The 16,636-nt window shown below is 38.4% G+C and carries 13 protein-coding genes; 1 reads left to right on the top strand and 12 read right to left on the bottom strand.

Annotation, left to right across the window (positions count from 1 at the left end; genetic code table 11):
* Nucleotides 1-3 precede the first annotated feature (3 nt).
* Nucleotides 4-660 carry a cobalamin B12-binding domain-containing protein gene (locus DESACI_RS13495; protein ID WP_014827743.1) on the bottom strand — a complete coding sequence of 219 codons (657 nt, stop codon included), beginning with the start codon at nucleotides 658-660 and terminating at the stop codon, nucleotides 4-6.
* A 367-nt stretch (nucleotides 661-1,027) separates the two neighbouring features.
* Complete coding sequence (locus DESACI_RS13500) at nucleotides 1,028-2,272, bottom strand: hypothetical protein (protein ID WP_014827744.1); 1,245 nt, start codon at nucleotides 2,270-2,272, stop codon at nucleotides 1,028-1,030.
* Nucleotides 2,273-2,855: 583 nt separating this feature from the next.
* Between DESACI_RS13500 and DESACI_RS13505 the strand changes: the two genes are divergently transcribed.
* Nucleotides 2,856-5,543 carry a PAS domain S-box protein gene (locus DESACI_RS13505; protein WP_014827745.1) on the top strand — a complete coding sequence of 896 codons (2,688 nt, stop codon included), beginning with the start codon at nucleotides 2,856-2,858 and terminating at the stop codon, nucleotides 5,541-5,543.
* Between the two features lie 68 nt (nucleotides 5,544-5,611).
* Here the strand turns inward: DESACI_RS13505 and DESACI_RS13510 are convergent, their stop codons facing one another.
* From DESACI_RS13510 to sigI, 10 genes are all read right to left on the bottom strand, one after another.
* Nucleotides 5,612-6,214 (bottom strand): class I SAM-dependent methyltransferase, encoded by a 603-nt coding sequence (locus DESACI_RS13510; protein WP_041276505.1) that lies wholly within the window; start codon nucleotides 6,212-6,214, stop codon nucleotides 5,612-5,614.
* 288 nt (nucleotides 6,215-6,502) lie between these two features.
* Nucleotides 6,503-6,748, bottom strand: a complete 246-nt coding sequence (locus tag DESACI_RS13515) for an SHOCT domain-containing protein (RefSeq protein WP_014827747.1) — start codon at nucleotides 6,746-6,748, stop codon at nucleotides 6,503-6,505.
* Between the two features lie 284 nt (nucleotides 6,749-7,032).
* Entirely contained in the window at nucleotides 7,033-7,170 is a 138-nt protein-coding gene (locus DESACI_RS24800; RefSeq protein ID WP_014827748.1) for a hypothetical protein, read from the bottom strand.
* Nucleotides 7,171-7,306: 136 nt separating this feature from the next.
* Nucleotides 7,307-10,363: an efflux RND transporter permease subunit gene (locus DESACI_RS13520; RefSeq protein WP_014827749.1), complete on the bottom strand. Its 3,057-nt coding sequence runs from the start codon at nucleotides 10,361-10,363 to the stop codon at nucleotides 7,307-7,309.
* A 14-nt stretch (nucleotides 10,364-10,377) separates the two neighbouring features.
* Nucleotides 10,378-11,592, bottom strand: coding sequence for an efflux RND transporter periplasmic adaptor subunit (locus tag DESACI_RS13525; RefSeq protein WP_014827750.1), 1,215 nt, complete (start codon nucleotides 11,590-11,592; stop codon nucleotides 10,378-10,380).
* Between the two features lie 107 nt (nucleotides 11,593-11,699).
* Complete coding sequence (locus DESACI_RS13530) at nucleotides 11,700-12,311, bottom strand: TetR/AcrR family transcriptional regulator (RefSeq protein ID WP_014827751.1); 612 nt, start codon at nucleotides 12,309-12,311, stop codon at nucleotides 11,700-11,702.
* A 322-nt stretch (nucleotides 12,312-12,633) separates the two neighbouring features.
* Nucleotides 12,634-13,977 carry a nucleobase:cation symporter-2 family protein gene (locus DESACI_RS13535; protein ID WP_014827752.1) on the bottom strand — a complete coding sequence of 448 codons (1,344 nt, stop codon included), beginning with the start codon at nucleotides 13,975-13,977 and terminating at the stop codon, nucleotides 12,634-12,636.
* 281 nt (nucleotides 13,978-14,258) lie between these two features.
* The gene (locus DESACI_RS13540; protein ID WP_014827753.1) at nucleotides 14,259-14,450 is read right to left on the bottom strand and encodes a ferredoxin; all 192 of its coding nucleotides are present in this window, start codon (nucleotides 14,448-14,450) and stop codon (nucleotides 14,259-14,261) included.
* Between the two features lie 111 nt (nucleotides 14,451-14,561).
* On the bottom strand, nucleotides 14,562-15,656 hold the full coding sequence (locus DESACI_RS13545; protein ID WP_014827754.1) for an anti-sigma factor domain-containing protein: 1,095 nt from the start codon (nucleotides 15,654-15,656) through the stop codon (nucleotides 14,562-14,564).
* Between the two features lie 4 nt (nucleotides 15,657-15,660).
* Nucleotides 15,661-16,365, bottom strand: coding sequence for an RNA polymerase sigma-I factor (gene sigI / locus DESACI_RS13550; protein ID WP_014827755.1), 705 nt, complete (start codon nucleotides 16,363-16,365; stop codon nucleotides 15,661-15,663).
* Nucleotides 16,366-16,636 lie beyond the last annotated feature (271 nt).

Below are 16,636 nucleotides of genomic sequence, written 5' to 3' on the forward strand. Positions count from 1 at the left end.
CTTCTACTCCTTACCATCTATCCATTCCCTACACACTTTCGCCCCTTCTGAAGCATCAGTAGCATAGCTATCCGCACCAATATATTTGAATGAATCTAGAGTGAGATGGTTAGCACCTATAATTATTTTCACCTTGTCTCTAAGACCAGATTCTTTCAAAGAATTTACCACTTCTCTCATTTCTTTAACTGTGCTTGTTAATACACCGCTAAGGGCCAGAATATCCGGTTTATGCTTCTCAACATTTTTCACAAAGACCTCTCTCGATACGTCCACCCCAAGATCAATCACTACGAATCCATAGGCTTCCAGCATGTGTCTAAAGATATCCTTTCCTATGTCGTGAATATCTCCACTTACTGTCCCGATGACGACTTTCCCAACTTTCTTATCACAGGTTCTATGGAAAAACTCAGTCATTTTTTCCAATTCTAATACCTGTCTAAAAATCAGCCCTGCCATGATCAAATCAGCGATATAATAATCTTTACTATCATAAAGTTTCCCTACTCGTCTCATCCCTTCATTCATCACATCAAGCAAATAGATAGGATTAATTCCCTCAAGCAAAGCCTCATTTGCCAGTTTTATAGCATTTTCTTCATCGAGCTGCTCTACAAATCTTAATAACGCTTCACTTGTTTTGCTGAAGTCTTCCATTTTCTCCTCCGCCAAACCTTTGTTTAGGCTTATTTAACAATAATTTGTCTTTAGCTCTTAAAAGATACTTTTTCTAACTTGTTTATAAACATGACCATATATATACAAGGATATACAAATTATATTATAATTTAGAGAATGTTTTGTCAAATAACTCCCAAGGTTCGTCTTCCCTATGAGCCGAAGTTTTCGCTTCTGCACTTCATAGATTGTGGCAGTACATTCTATGTCTGATTTACCACCTTGAGCGGACCACAAGAGAAAACAATCGCCAGATCAAGCGGTCTGGCGATTATAGGAATGGATTTATTCTTCTTGAATTATTCTCGAAGCCAAAATGAAATTCCTAATCTCTCAATCTAGATACTTACATTTTCGTGGTCTTCCCTTTAGATACTCGTGAAGTACTTACCTTTAAAGCATTAACTCCAGAACTGTAGAAGGGGAATTTCCCCATAAACCAATCATTGAAGAGAAGAGGAATAATGGCCCAGAATAACCAGACCAATGGTTTGTTAATATGATTGGATAGTTCCGGCTTCAGACCGAGTAAAGGCTGGCAGACCATATAATAGACGAAGTATGATATTGCACCTAAAATATAGACCCAGACCGTACGTACAATCCATCCAACAACACTTCCCCATTTTTGAGGCCAATTATCGAAATAATGGTTCCAAATCAAAAATGGGAATAAAGTAAATCCGGCAATGGATGCCGTGTGATAATAACGCCAGGCAAGCGAGCTTGGACCATCGGCTGATTTCGGATCGACTGCTCCCCAGATGGCCGACATTCCGAACATCAGGAATTTAACTGTCAGGTAAGCCAGAATAATAATGGAAAGAATAGCAACCAGACCGCTCCAGGGCTGTTTTTTAATTAGATGAAAAGGTTTTCCTGACCAGACATTGGCAGTCATGAAGAGATAGACAACCATCCACTCCCAGATTCCCACAATATAATTGAGATGTGGAATTCCATCAATGAATCCCCACCATGGTGCCTGAGCGGCTAGGGGTTGTTTAAAAACTACAGCGACATAAAAGGGATAAATTAACATTCCATAAGCCAGCAGAGTAATGACAGTTGTTAAACTCCACTCTGCTAATCCCAGCGCTGGCTGGCTGAGTTTACCTCCCCACGGCCACTTTTTGAATAAAATCGACCAAAACGTGTAGGTAACAAAACCCATCAGAACAAACATAACAATTGCCCCACCCGCGTATTCACGAGCAGCTTCTTCACCTAAACCGCGCAATTCTAGTGCTTCAACACTCCAAAGCGGCAGGATCATTTTGCCGAGGAAATTTTGAAAGACCCCATAAACAATGACATAACTCGCAAGAACATTTACCAACGTCATAACAATTCCGCGTTTGATAGGTTGAAGCTTTTCAAATGGCCAATTTCCAAAGACAATATGCTGCCAAGCACCTACTAAAATCATCCAAGCTAAAAACTCAATCATAGGGTGTTCATAGAATTTAAAAATTCCTTGGGGTGATGAAAAAATGTACCAAGTTATGAGGGCGATAAGTAAAAATGAGACCGTGGCCAGAATACCGGTTAATGGCTGCCCCCAGCGGGCTTTTAAGCTTTGATCTGACATATCATTCCTCCCTTTAATTAGTAAAACTAAGATAACAAGGAAATAGAGACGTGTCAATAAATATTCAGAAATTTCAGTCCTCATGATTTCCAATTTATACCTGATCATTTATGATTCTAATCTATATATTTCCTATGGCGATTATTAATAAAATATTATAGCCATTAAGAAAAAGCTTAGAAGTCTCAATTACTAAGCTTTGAAGATTCAGTTTATTGGTATTAAATTAATTGTAAAAAATAAAATCAATAAGTATTAATCTTAAACTATGCAAACTTATCCATTAATAATTAAAAAGTTAAATTACGGGCTATTATTCCACGTTTTAATCCAGATCGTAATGAGACTTTTGGAGCTTAAGCCAAACTATCGACTCTTCAATACAAATTAATACTCAATACAGATTAATTCTGAAGAAGGCTTTACAATATTTCAATATGCGAAATATGAAAGCAATTAAATGTGAGCTATTTTTCTAATCATTGCAATAATGCGACACAAAAATATGACAAAATTTTACTCCTTATGGTTGTACAATTGATATTGTTGACGTTTATACTTGCAAAATGGGAGGGAAGAATCTTTGTACTACGACCTTGTAAGCAATGCACTTGATGTCCTATTCTTCTGTGGTTTCGCAATATGGATCAAGCATTCTCTCCATAAAAAATACTCCATTTACGTCTTAGGTATTTTCTTCGGGTTAGTTACGACTTTTGTAATCAAAGGAAAAATTACTATTGTTCCGGGCTATTTCTTTGACTTTCGTAATATTACCATGACTATGGCTGGGTTTATTGGAGGTCCTTTATGTGCTGTAATAGCAACTTTCCTTGGCGCTCTATACCGATATATAGTTGGTGGAAACGGTTCTATGGGCGGAATTGCCAGCATTATAGTTTTTGCATGTTTGGGAAGCATTTTAGGCTGGCGAGTCAAGAATTGTCTGAATAGAAAGAAGCCCCTCTTTGGTATCCCTCTTGGTATTTTCATGGCCTTTACTTCACTATTTATTATTTGGTGTAATCATCCGATGAATAACAATTCGATAACAATTCTCAGAGAAATTGCTGTTCCTATTATGGTGGTTAATTCACTGGCAACCACCATAATATTTAATTTCTATTTCAGGATTTGCGATTTCTTTAGTAAGGGATCCATTCTAAACAAAATTATCAATGACAGCCCTATAAATCTCCTAATATATAATCCAAATGGTCCAATGATGGTCAGTAAAAGTTTAGAAAAGCTCAATAATTCTTCGGCAGAAATAAACAAATTGTTGGAATTAAAAGACTCAGATATTGAAAGCCTGAATATGACAAAACAGCTCCATAGAAAACTAAAAACCGAAGATAATCGACACATTGTGGCCGACTTGTCAGGTTTTCAAATGCCTAGTGGCGACTATGCGTATGTAGCAGTTGTTAATGATGTTACTGATGGAAAAAAGCAAGCTGAAAAGTTGAAAGGTGCAAATGAACGATTCAGCAAGGCGTTTCAGCTTGGCCCCCATATGATGACGATCCTTCGAAAGTCTGATCATCAATATCTGTATGTTAACGATCGTTTCATAAAAGAAAGGGGGTTTACTCGAGAAGAGGTCATTGGCAAAACGCCCATTGAATTGGGGGTCCCTGAACATGAATTTAATCGATTCCTAGAAGCGATAGAATTACACGGCTCAATTCGAAACATTGAATGTACTCTTGTTACGAAATTTGGATCAATTGGTACCGGAATTCTGTCGGCGGAAACAATTGAAATCGATGATCAAGATTGCATATTGTTCGCGTATATTGACGTAACGGAAATGAAACAGATGCAAAAAGAACGAGTTGAACAACTTACTAAATACTTATCTTTAGAATCTGCTCTGTCTCGAAGTAATCAACTAATAGCAGATATTATTCATCAGATGCCTGATGCCTTCTATGTGTTAGACCATCAATGGCGATTTACCTTTGTCAATAACGCGGCAGTTAGACTATTTCAGAAGACACACGAAGAGCTCTTAGGTAAGGTAATATGGCAGGTAATTCCGCAAGCACGAGGGACATTATTAGAACAAAACTCCTTAAAGGTGATCAAGGGGTGCACCCCCATAATCTTTGAATATCATAGTTTTTTACAGGATGATACCTGGTATCGAGTCAAAACCTACCCCTCCGGAAACGGATTATCTGTTTATTATCAGGACATCACGGAGCGAAAATTGGCGTGTGAAAATTTAATTAAATCTCAAGAAGAAATGCTTTCAATCCTCGAAAGTATGACGGATTGCTTTCTTACAGTTGATAGTGACTCAAAATTGACCTACATTAACCGTGCTGGAGAAATCGCTTTTGGAAAATCTCGTGATGAGTTGTTAGGCAAAATAATAACGGAAGAATTTAAGATTGACGACAAAGCTCTAGCACATTATCAAGAAGTACTTTACGGAAAAAAATCGGTGACTTTTGAGATTCTTTCTGAAGTGTTAGGTAATAAATGGTTTGAGATAAGTGCCTACCCTGCCGATATCGGTATGAGCTGTTATTTTCGGGAGATTACCAGTCGAAAAATCGCTCAAGAGGAAATGGCTAGACTTGATCGCCTTAATCTTGTGGGCCAATTAGCTGCGGGAATAGGGCATGAAATCAGGAATCCTATGACAACCGTTCGTGGCTATCTTCAATTATTGGGGATTAAGTCTGAGTATGAAGCTCAAAAAACAACATTTGACCTGATGATTTCGGAACTTGATCGAGCAAACTCGATTATTACAGAGTTTCTATCGTTGGCACAAACGAAGAAGACTCAACTTCAGTCTCAAAACTTAAACGATATCATCAGTGGTCTATATCCCCTATTAGAAGCTGATGCATTTACCCAAAATAAACAAATACGCTTTATACCAGGGGAGATTCCCAATCTAGAACTGAATACAAAAGAAATCACACAACTGATTCTAAATCTTGCCCGAAATGGACTTGAATCAATGAAGGATGGGGGTTGTCTTACTATTGAAAGCAATTTACAGGAAGGCAGGGTAGTACTGGCAATTGAGGATGAAGGATGTGGAATACCACAAGAAAATTACAATAAGCTGGGAACTCCTTTCTTTACGACGAAAGATTTCGGAACTGGATTAGGTTTGGCAACCTGTTACAAAATTGTGGAATCTCATCGGGCGAAGATCTGTTTTGATTCTAGTTCAATGGGAACTACATTTTACATATTCTTTCCAATCTCACTCATAGAGAAAGAACATAAATGCATGATTGCTTGAGGACAATAATTAGCACTAGATTGGCTTGCAAAAATAATTGTATTATTATTAAGGATTTGTTTTCAAATTCATCTTCGAGAATCAAGTATAAACAAAGATGCGTCATGATTCATGAATAGTTTACTTCCAAAATAAAACGTTTTAGATTGAATTTCTCTATACCCTATTTTAGTCATAAGTTCAGTAAGGTTATTTTGATCAAATCCGTTATGAACCTTATCTGAGACTATTTCATCATTTTTATTAAAATCTACGATTAGTAAATGCCCTCCTACATTTAGAATATCGTATAATCTTGATAAAACTAACTCAACATCATTAATATGGAGGAGAACCTGAGCCATAAAAATATAGTCAGCCTGTAAATTTGTTCTGCTTTCCTTTTCGAAATCAAAGCATAATGTGTCTGCATTCCGGATATTAAAGTCGTCAATTTTTTGTTTTATTTGTTCGATCATCTTTTGTGAGGGATCCAGAAAAAGCATAGAATTGAAATCATTTAACAAGTTCATTCCAACAAGACCAGTTCCGCACCCAAAATCAATAGCATTCTTATCATGAGTGTCAACTAAATATTTGCGAATAGCATCTGCTGTGGCCTTCGAAATTTGGATTCTTTCAGGAGTATCATATCTATTAGCCATCATTTCAAAGATATCGACATTTCCCATCATTACCTCTCCGATCATAAACTTAGGAGGTTTCCTTGCCTCCTCTCTAAGCTAATTTTACCAATTAAGAGTTAATCTACACAAGTCACTTAAAAGTAAAGAAAACTTAGCTGTCGCTAAGCCTCTGGAGAAGGCGACAGCTAAGTTGCACTTATGCTAGAGGACGAAAACACTGTCTTCGCACGAATTAATTCTTCTTGCAGTATTTAACCGAAGGTTATACTTTCTGATAGTACTAAAAGGCGTTGAAGAGAATGATTTTATCTTCTCATCAACGCTTTTACTAACTTAGGACAACAAATCATGTTTCCTTCTGTTAAATTCCTCACCGTCAATTTCGCCTTGGGCAAATCGTTCCCGAAGAATTTCTAAGGCGTAGTCAGATTGTCTTGTAACAACGTTAGGCCTATGACTATGACCCCGGAATATTCTTACGACCATCATAATTAAGAAAACCCATATAATCAGATGTATAGCCACGCTGAGAAGCCCAAGACCCATGAGACCACCGCCCAGAAGTCCAAATCTAAGCATGTTGACTCCTCCTTAAAATTCTTGAATTCACAATGAACTATACTCCTAATCTAGCGATTATTGATGAATGAGTTATGAATAATTTGTCAAAGATTTTATAAGATTAGACCCGCTTCAACAGTTACTATAATTTGAATTTGCATTGCACGGGTAACTGGTCTTTAATCTTTAATAGTTTTAGTCTCATCGAACAGCTCATTTGGAATCTAGTTTGCGCTCTATGGCCCTAACAGATTCAATCAGGTCCTGGTTGGCTTCATGCACCTCCATAATATCAGTATTAATCACTTTTCCCCATCAGTAATTGCTTCTTTGTGTTTGACTTTTCGTGTATAGTCCTTGATCGATTTATGGGGACGAGTACCGGTATTGAATAAAGCCTGAGTTCTTGGTTTTCGAGTTGCTTTTGGTTTCTTTTTCATGACTGCCTCACCAAGTTTATAAAATAGTCTTTCCGTTAAAATAATTTTACCAAAAAAAGCCTAGGATGAACATCCAAAAGGTGCCGTCTCATTATGCTATAAGACGGCACCTTATTAATTAATTCTTTGGGAACTTTTAAAGACTTATCCCTTTTCCCTGAACTGCTCTCTGTTCTATTTTCGTATTAACTACGGAATAAATTACCGGTATGGCGATAAAGGTAAGGAACGTGGCAGTCAAAAGACCAAACATAATGGTTACCGACATGGGGCCAAATAAAGCGCTATTTGATAGGGCTAAGGGAATAAGCCCTGTGATCGTTGCGGTTGAGCTCAGAATAATAGGTCTGAATCTTTGACTAACAGCATACAGACAAGCTTCATTAATAGATAATCCCTCTTCTCTCCCGCCGTTAATATATTCAATCAGCAGGATTGCATTTCTGATAACAACCCCAATAAGACTTATAATCCCCATGACAGCTGTTAACGATAGTGGCATTCTAAAGATCATCAGCCCTATAACTACACCAATTAAGGATAAGGGTAGTGAGCACATAATAATTAAAGGCTGGACGAATGATTTGAATTGAACAAATAAGAGAACGTAAATAATTAGAACTGTAAACACCCCAGCCACCGCAAGACTGGTAAAGTTCGTTTGAATTTGATGTTTTTCTCCATCGTAGAGAACATTCACCCCATTTAAATCCATTTTCTTAATTTGTTCACTTAGAGCGTTTTCGATATTCACTGAATTGTACCCAGTTTTTACATCACTGTAGACGGTTACCGTTCTTTCTTTTTTGTAGTGTTTTATTTGATCCAATTCAGGAGTAAGTTTTACGGATGCTACCTGAGCCAAGAGTACCTTATTATCAGTAATGCTTGATTTAATTTGCAGATTTTCCAAATCCTTTACAGACGAAACATTTGTTTTTACTAAGATATCATATTCCTTGCCATTTTTTCGATAGACGGAACTACTATACCCATTCAAAGCAATATTAATTTGCTGAAGAATATCTGATTTGAGCAAACCAAGCTGTGATGCTTTAGCATCATCAATGTTTACTTCATATTCATAAGATTTCTTAGCGGCATCATCTCTGACATTTAAAGTTCCGGGTATGTTCAATAATTGTTGCTGAATTTTATCTGAAGCCGCATATAGTTTATCTAAATCATCCCCGGTAAGTCTCAAGCGTATGGGGGCTCCTATGGGCTGCGCTTGTTCCAACTGTTTTACCGTAGCTGTCCCTTCCGAAATTTTACTGTCCAACAAACTCTGTAGATGCTCGGCCAATTCTTGTCTTGTTTTAAACTGTTTCGATTTATTAAGATCTATTCTTACCATGATTTGTGCAGTATCCTTGGAACCTGCGACTGTAGGCATCGTTATATAAAATTTCGGCATTCCGCCCCCAATAGCTGATGTATATCCCGTTACATCCTTCTCTGTTTTTAGGATAGCTTCTATTTGTTTTACCAAACTAGTTGTGCTGTCAATATCCTCCATTTTCTCGTTAGCTACATCAATATAGATTATATTTTTGTCTGCATAGGGAAAAAACTGCATCCCCAACGTTTTCAGCAAACCTATCGCCACGATGAAAACTCCCAGAGCTACCGCAACAATCGTCTTCTTGTGCTTAAGACCATAGCTTAAGAGATTACGGAACATTTTGCGCACAATGCTCTCTTTATCAACGTTTTTGCTTTTTCTAAAAAATAAAGAAGACATGGCAGGAGTTACAAGTAAGGCCGAAAGATACGAACAAGTAACACAGATCATAACAACCTGAGGTAAGCTTCTCATAAATTCCCCAACAGCTCCGGGAATCGTCAGAAGCGGTGCGAAGGCACCAACGATAATCAAGGTGGACGTGAATACGGGAACAAACAGCCTCTTGATTCCCTGAAATGCTGCTTCATTTCCGGATAATCCTTGATCAATACCTACTTGAATAACATCACCGATAACGATCGCATCGTCAACCAGAATCCCAAGGGCAATGATCAGAGCTGTGGTAGACATTTGCTGAACTTTAATCCCCAGCACGTACATTGCCAAGAAAGACATTGAGATTGAGATCGGAATCACTGCGGATACCACCATGGCATTCCTAAGACTCATGCCTATAAGCACCGTGATAATAACAAGAATAATACCTTCTCTGAGATTTTTCATGAAAAAGGAAACAGAATCACTGACATCTTTAGGTTGAAAAGTAACTTCATCAATCGTCAAATCACTGGGAAGCTGTTTTTTTATAGTGTCTAATTCTTTTCTAACATCATCGCCCACGAGTACGATATTCTTGTTGTCTTGAAAATAACCCGCAAGCAGTACTGCATTTTCCCCATTATCCGTGAATTTAAGGTCTGAATTATCATCATAATCCATATAGACCTTAGCAATGTCTTTAATCCTCACAGTTTCCCCTGTCGTCTTGGAAACTCCGACAATGGTATTTTGTATATCCTGCAGTGAGGTAAATGTACCTGGTGTTTCAACCTTTATTTTCCCTGTTTTTAGGTTCAAAGATCCTGAAGGGATATTGATGTTTTGAGCTTTAAGTACATTACACAAATCAACTAAGGAAATACCATATTTATTTATTTCCGTCCAATCAACATCAATCTTGACTTGCTTATCTTGCTTACCGTCGACATCAAACCTCGAAATTCCATTAACATTGTTCAAAGATTTTTTTATATCGTCCGCATAATTACCTAGCTGTTCATAAGAATAGTTTTTTCCCGAGATACTTAATATCATCCCGGCGGTCTCAGTGAGGTTAGTATTAATGGTACTTGCTTGACATCCGTCTGGAAGTTGTGGTTTCAAATCATTAATTTTATCTCTTAAATCCCGCCAGGCTTTATCCTTATCGGCATCATTGTTTAAATAAACGATAACGATTGAGGCACTATTTTTAGAGTACGATTCTGCGTAATCATAACCATCTATTTCCTCCACTTTGTCTTCAATCTTCTTGGTAACAAGAGTTTCAATATCTGCAGGAGAAGCTCCCGGATAAATAGTCGTAATCATAGCTGCCGGAGAGGATACATCAGGGCTCTCTTGTTTCGGGACTATGTAATAACTATAAAAGCCTCCAATAATAACTAATATGACTAGAAATAAGACAATTTTTTTGTTCTCGATAGCTGCTTTAATCAATCCCATAACTACGTTTCACCTCACTTTTCAGAAACCCGATAACCTGCTTTTATTTCCTTCATTCCTTCAATAACAAGTTTATCCCCAGCTTTCAAGCCTTCGACGGAAACCTTATCCTCGTGAGCATCCCCCAGGGTAATATTTTTTCGGACTGCACGTCCATTCTCGACTACATAGACGTAATCTTCGCCATCATTTAATATGCTGCTGATGGGAATCAAAATGGATTCTTTTTCACCGGCATCTAAGTATACTTTTACACTTTCACCGATATAAAACTGATCATTATCAATAGGATTTAAAAGCTTGATTTCTGCACTGAAGGTCCCGGATTGCTGATCCGCCATTTGCACGATATTGATAACCTCTCCATCTGCTGTCGTATTATCAATTTTAACCTGTGCTTTTGTACCAACCTTGATTTTCTTTACATCGTTATCGGACAATCCAACAGTAATGACTTGATTTTCACTTCTCATCAAAACTACGGGATTTCCGGCTGCCTGTAATTCACCTTCTTTGCAGAGAACGTCTACCACATAACCATCCGTATCAGCAACTAAGGAAGCATCCTGAACCAAGTCCATTTTAGATTTATAATCGGCGGTTGCCGTATTTAACTGGGCTAACAGCGCTTCCTTGTCCTCTGCTCTGGTACCATTTTGTAGCTGCTCCAAGCTTTGCTGGGCACTGTTCAAGGCAGCTTCGCTGCTGTCCAATTGTAGTTTCGAGCTGTCTAAAGCCTGTTGAGAAATCGCCGAACTATTATATAAGGCAACATTTTTGTTATATAAATCCTGATAATAATTATAATTATCTTGGGCATTTTTGACCGCGATCTCAGCCTTATTTATATCCTCAGACTGTGCTCCATTCACGGCTTTCGTATATTGAGCTGAAGCAGCATCCATTTGAGATTTGGCAGCTTCCAAAGCAAAATTTAAATCAGTTTTATCGAGATCAACCAAGGGATCGCCCTTTTTTACATGTTGGCCTTTGGTTACATAGATTTTTGCTATTTTAGCCGAACTTTTAAAGGATAATTTTCTTACTTCGCTCCCACCGGTAATTCCCTCATACTCCAAAGAAACGGGATAGCTTTCTTCTTTGACTTGTAATGTTTTGACTGGATAAGTTTTAATATTCGAATTAACTGTATCTGTGTTTCCTCCGCATCCACTGAGCATAACAACAACGAAGATTAAAGCATAAATAAGCCAAGCTCTTTTTTTCATACCCGACTCCTCCCATTGTATCCAAAGAAATTAAATTATTTGCATCTTATTTTTTAGATCTCGTAATAAACCAAATACCGTTAAGTTCTAAACATTCTTCTCATTTATCAATCCCGTTTTATTAAACCCGCTGCCAAAACTTTGGATGCACCTCGACATAATCTCTGAATTTCTACCGGGATAAGGTCTCCTTCTAATCTGTTCTGAACAATGAAAAGACCAATTAAAGATTCCACATACATTAAAGAAATCGTAAAAAAGTCATGCTTATCCAGCTTTCCTGCTATGTATAAGGATTCTAGCTTTTTCTCGAGAACTTCAACAATAGATTTAAGCGTATTTGTTACATTAGTAACTAATTCAGATCTTCTTTTTGATTCAATAATTGCGACGATTAAAAGTCCTTTGCTTTCAACGATTCTCCTGTATAACCCCAATCCAAATTCATAAAGCAGATCTTCCACGGGGAGTTCACTTTCCATGACGCTTTCAAGTTTTGAATTGCTATATCGGGTTAATTCTTTGGATAGTTCCAGAAATACTCCCTCTTTATTTTTAAAATGTCGAAATATGGTTGCCTCATTGACCTTTGCTTCTTCGGCGATCATTTTAGTTGTCGTGCCTTTAAAGCCATGCTCCATAAAAAGTTTTTTGGCAGCTTCAATAATCCTAATGCTTAAAGCATTATCAGTGACAATAGCTTTTTCAAGGTTCTTCATGAATTTTGACCACCTCTTTTGAATGCAAGTACTTACTTGCTTAAGTTTAATGTATTTTATGTGCAAATGCAAGTGATTGCTTGCATTATTTAATTTTATTTCCTAATATATAGTTCTGTACTTATCATCAGTAATGCTCACAGCAGTATAAGGTTATGCTTCTGAAAGCAAAAAATAGCCTACGCCGAAGTTATCGACGTAGGACTCATAGTTCAATGAAAGCCCCAATGTTCAGCTTTAGCTGAATGAGTTGACTTAGTTTAAACTATACGTTTATGGGCGAATTCCCAACGAGCTTGTTTTCAAAATAGAATTGCAAACTTTAAACTTCCATACCAGAGTTAGCAGCTAATTCCTTTTCGATATTATCTCCGCCTTTACTCCCATTAAAGAAGGCGTTGAGGATAATAGCCGTCAGTGAACCAAGGGTAATATTACTGTGAACAATAGTTTGACTCCAATTGGGAAAATACTTAAAGAAGTTTGGTTCAACTAGAGGAATTAGTCCGATTCCAACACTTATTGCAACAATATAGATATTGTAGCGATTCTTTTGGAAGTCTACCTTCGAGAGAGTTTTCATGCCGCTTGCTGCCACGATGCTGAACATAGCAATACCGGCACCACCGAGGACAGCATTGGGAACAGAGGCGATAATTGTCGCCAATTTAGGAAGGAGACCCATGAGGACTAGTATGACTCCCGATGTTGCTACAACGAAACGACTCTTCACGCCTGTTAAACCCACTAAACCGACGTTTTGGGCAAAAGCCGTATAAGGGAATGCGTTGAGGATACCTCCCAGCATCGTCGCCGCACCATCGGCACGTAAGCCACGGGTTAAATCTTCCGGTCCAATAGGTTTGTCGATGATTTCTCCGATGGCAAGAAAATCGCCGGTTGACTCAACCATAACGACTAACATCACCAAAATCATAGAAATAATTGCATCCATGTGAAAGGTTGGATACCCAAAATGAAAAGGTGTATCTAATCCAATCCAGGGCGCGCTGCTAACACCTGAAAAATTAACCAAACCAAGGGGAATTGCTACAATCAAACCAATGAACAATCCTAGTAAGACCGCAATATTTCCAATAAACCCTTTAAAATATTTCGTTATAAAGAGAATAGCGATTAGTACCACGAAAGCAACAAGAAGGTAGGTGGGAGACGCATAGTTTTTATCCCCCACCCCGCCGCATGCCCATTGCACACCAACAGGAAGCAAGGAGAGACCAATGACTGTGATTACGCTTCCCGTGACCACAGGCGGGAAAAATCGTAATAACTTACTAAAATAAGGTGCTAAGAGAAACGTGACAAGGCCGGCAACAATAATAGATCCATAAATAGCAGTCATCCCGCTGTTCTGAACGATCATAATCATTGGAGTAACAGCAGCAAACGTAACCCCCTGGATAACCGGTATTCTGATCCCCATTTTCCATAGTCCAAGAGTCTGAAGAAGAGTCGCGATTCCGCAGGTAAATAAATCTGCATTAATGAGAAAAGCAATTTGTTCTTTCGAAAAATGGGCAGCTCCGGCAATAATAAATGGAACTGCTACTGCACCGGCATACATAGCTAAGACATGCTGTAAACCATACAGGAAAAGCTGTCCTGGCGGAAGTACTTGATCAACTGGATGCTTCGATTTATCCATATTCTTTGCTCCTTTACCTGATTATATTGCTTCATTCAATATTTGATAGCCAGTCTTTCTATTATAAGCAATTTCGTTTTTCTTACACCTTTAAGGAACCATTATTTTGCAAACTGAAATATCTATTACATTCATTACAGGTATCTTAATTAAGCTTAGATTAAGCAATTGATCTAAGCCTAATATTTTAATTTCAAGGAGAAAAACTCTTAAACCATTTCATACTTAAAATATCCTCGCCGGTAAAGGCGGGGATATTTACTCTTCAATACATACTTTGCTTATTCTTCAATAGAAATACAATGAGCCGGACAACCTTCAGCAGCTTCTTTGGCAGCTTCTTCGCATTCGCTAGGCACGGGATTAGTATAAGCTTCTGCCAAGCCATCGGCTCCCATTCTAAACACCTCCGGACAGAACGCGGGACAAGATTCGCATCCTATGCACTCATTTTGATCTACTTCAGCAATCATGACATAACCTCCTTATGTTTTTAGGGTTTTCTCATTTAATAGTTTAACATGAGATGCATGTGTTGGATAGGCCGGAAAGGGTCTGCGAATCAAGTTATCTCTGTATACATGCTAATCGTCTCTCTCTTTTTGCTTACCCGATTTTTGGCTGTCGTCCCCTGGTCTTTGATTTGTTCCCCTGTCAGACTGATCTGTTCTCTTATTGGTCTTTGGGAGATCATGCTGCTCATTCCCCTTATTGTTATCCCCTGATTGCTCTTTATTATCCTTTATTTGCCCTTTCTCCTTGCCTATACCTGGTTTATTCTGATTCTTATCCGGCGAAGAAGGCTGCATGTTAGACTTTGATTTATCGTTTGACTCTATAGTTGGTTTATTCGTCAAGTCCGAATCAGGTTTTTTTGTTCCAGTTGTTAGAGGTAACCCTAATTCTATTCCTCGCTTTTCTGCCTTTATTTGTGCTTGAACTTGAGGGTTTTCTAATAACCGAACTCGTTCTTGAGTGTCCTTCAGATTCTGATCCCCCGTCACAACACCTGCATTTTGAGCAGTCTGCCATAGAGCATACTCACCGAGAGTCAAATCTTTTTTTTGAGCAAGCTCACTCTCTTGTGAAGTCAAAGGAAAAACTGCAATCTGAGGTGTAAACCCATTTTTCTGAGCAGCTCCTGTAATCCAATTGGCGATTTGCTGATCATTAAGTTCTTTAGGCATTTGAGCAGAGGTTTTATCTGACATCGGAGAATATCCCACCACAACCCAGTGCTGCTGAGAATTAAGGAATTTTTGATTATAGGACTGGGTGATAATCTGACCTATGGCTTGTTCCATAGGCAGCCCTGTAAGATTGACCTGACTCAGGATGCGCTTTGCATCATCATTTTGAGATTGGAGCTTCAACAAATTGCCCTTGGCATCAATTGTAAATTGTAAACTGGGGTTAATATCCACTGAGAGCAATGCAACTGCAGTTGGCGCTTGATATAGGTTCCACCCAAAACAAGCCATAAAAACCAAAAGAAATACGGCTGCGATTCCTGCCCATAGGCGCAATCCATGAGAGTTCACTATCCCCGTATGGATTTCAATTTCTTCGCCTATCCCCAAATTGCCTCTGCGATAAATGTGGCGAAAGGTCCCGTCATTTCCCAGAACTGTGTAACGCAGTCCGGACTTTTCCAACACCACAGCTTTTGATTTACTCATACTCTCACCCCTTTTCTCGCGGGAGCACGTATTCCCTTAAATAAATATAATCATGTTGATTAGCTATAAGTAGAGCAACAGCTAAGATATACTTTCTACCCCGTTCTAAGACCTTCGGGTGAATTTGAGTTTTCAGCGCTAAGGCTTGCATGGGAATTTTGCCGGTACGTTCTACGTTAGACCATAGTTCTTTATCAAAGGCTAATTCTCTGGCGGCACGAAGCAATGTCTCACGAGAATCCCGATGTTTGGGGGAAACTGCCACTAAATCCTGAAAAGTAAGTTTAACGGTCGCTAAGGCTTTGTTGAACTGTTGAATTTCTTCTGCTCTCTCACGGGATTGTTCGTTTTCTTTAAATTCATCTAAACTAAGATGGATTTCCACGTCTCGCCCATAATCCTCTTGATCTAGGGAATTAGAAAGAGGAACACGTTGTTTTCGATGATAATCAATCAGTCGCCGTTTAATTAAAATCCGTGCAAAGGCTAGAAACGGTACACCTTTATCGGCTTTAAACAAATCAATCGCTTCATTAAAAGCGATTAAAGCCTCAGATAATTCTTCATCCCTGCCCCATTCCAGAAAACGAAAACACACTTGACTAGCCACATGACAGATAAACATTTGTGATTTAGCTAAAAAATCCTCGCGAGCTTTCGAATCCTCTTGTAAACGCTGCCAAGACAATTGGTCTTCCCATTCTGGCATGCTTTTTTCCTCCTACACGGTTATACGATGGGGCTAAAGCTTTTAGGGGGGGTAGCCCGAATTAAGACGTAATTAATTTTAAATGTTCGACATTAAATCCTTTTTTCCCTTTCAAAGCAATATACCAATAATTCAGGAAAAATTAACCATGCAAAAATGGGACCGTTGCATAATGAGTATTTATACGTTTTTATAAAGAAAACTTAGCTGGCGCTAAGCCTCCGGCGAAAGCGGCAGCTAAGTTGCACTTATGCTAGAAGACGAAGACACT

This window comes from Desulfosporosinus acidiphilus SJ4 (genome assembly GCF_000255115.2).
Lineage (GTDB): Bacteria > Bacillota > Desulfitobacteriia > Desulfitobacteriales > Desulfitobacteriaceae > Desulfosporosinus > Desulfosporosinus acidiphilus.

What these genes read in the sequence shown, in the direction of transcription:
- DESACI_RS13495 (WP_014827743.1), bottom strand. Translation starts at nt 660, where the DNA reads ATGGAAGACTTCAGCAAAACAAGTGAAGCGTTATTAAGATTTGTAGAG.
- DESACI_RS13500 (WP_014827744.1), bottom strand. Translation starts at nt 2,272, where the DNA reads ATGTCAGATCAAAGCTTAAAAGCCCGCTGGGGGCAGCCATTAACCGGT.
- DESACI_RS13510 (WP_041276505.1), bottom strand. Translation starts at nt 6,214, where the DNA reads ATGGGAAATGTCGATATCTTTGAAATGATGGCTAATAGATATGATACT.
- DESACI_RS13515 (WP_014827747.1), bottom strand. Translation starts at nt 6,748, where the DNA reads ATGCTTAGATTTGGACTTCTGGGCGGTGGTCTCATGGGTCTTGGGCTT.
- DESACI_RS24800 (WP_014827748.1), bottom strand. Translation starts at nt 7,170, where the DNA reads ATGAAAAAGAAACCAAAAGCAACTCGAAAACCAAGAACTCAGGCTTTA.
- DESACI_RS13520 (WP_014827749.1), bottom strand. Translation starts at nt 10,363, where the DNA reads ATGGGATTGATTAAAGCAGCTATCGAGAACAAAAAAATTGTCTTATTT.
- DESACI_RS13525 (WP_014827750.1), bottom strand. Translation starts at nt 11,592, where the DNA reads ATGAAAAAAAGAGCTTGGCTTATTTATGCTTTAATCTTCGTTGTTGTT.
- DESACI_RS13530 (WP_014827751.1), bottom strand. Translation starts at nt 12,311, where the DNA reads ATGAAGAACCTTGAAAAAGCTATTGTCACTGATAATGCTTTAAGCATT.
- DESACI_RS13535 (WP_014827752.1), bottom strand. Translation starts at nt 13,977, where the DNA reads ATGGATAAATCGAAGCATCCAGTTGATCAAGTACTTCCGCCAGGACAG.
- DESACI_RS13540 (WP_014827753.1), bottom strand. Translation starts at nt 14,450, where the DNA reads ATGATTGCTGAAGTAGATCAAAATGAGTGCATAGGATGCGAATCTTGT.
- DESACI_RS13545 (WP_014827754.1), bottom strand. Translation starts at nt 15,656, where the DNA reads ATGAGTAAATCAAAAGCTGTGGTGTTGGAAAAGTCCGGACTGCGTTAC.
- sigI (WP_014827755.1), bottom strand. Translation starts at nt 16,365, where the DNA reads ATGCCAGAATGGGAAGACCAATTGTCTTGGCAGCGTTTACAAGAGGAT.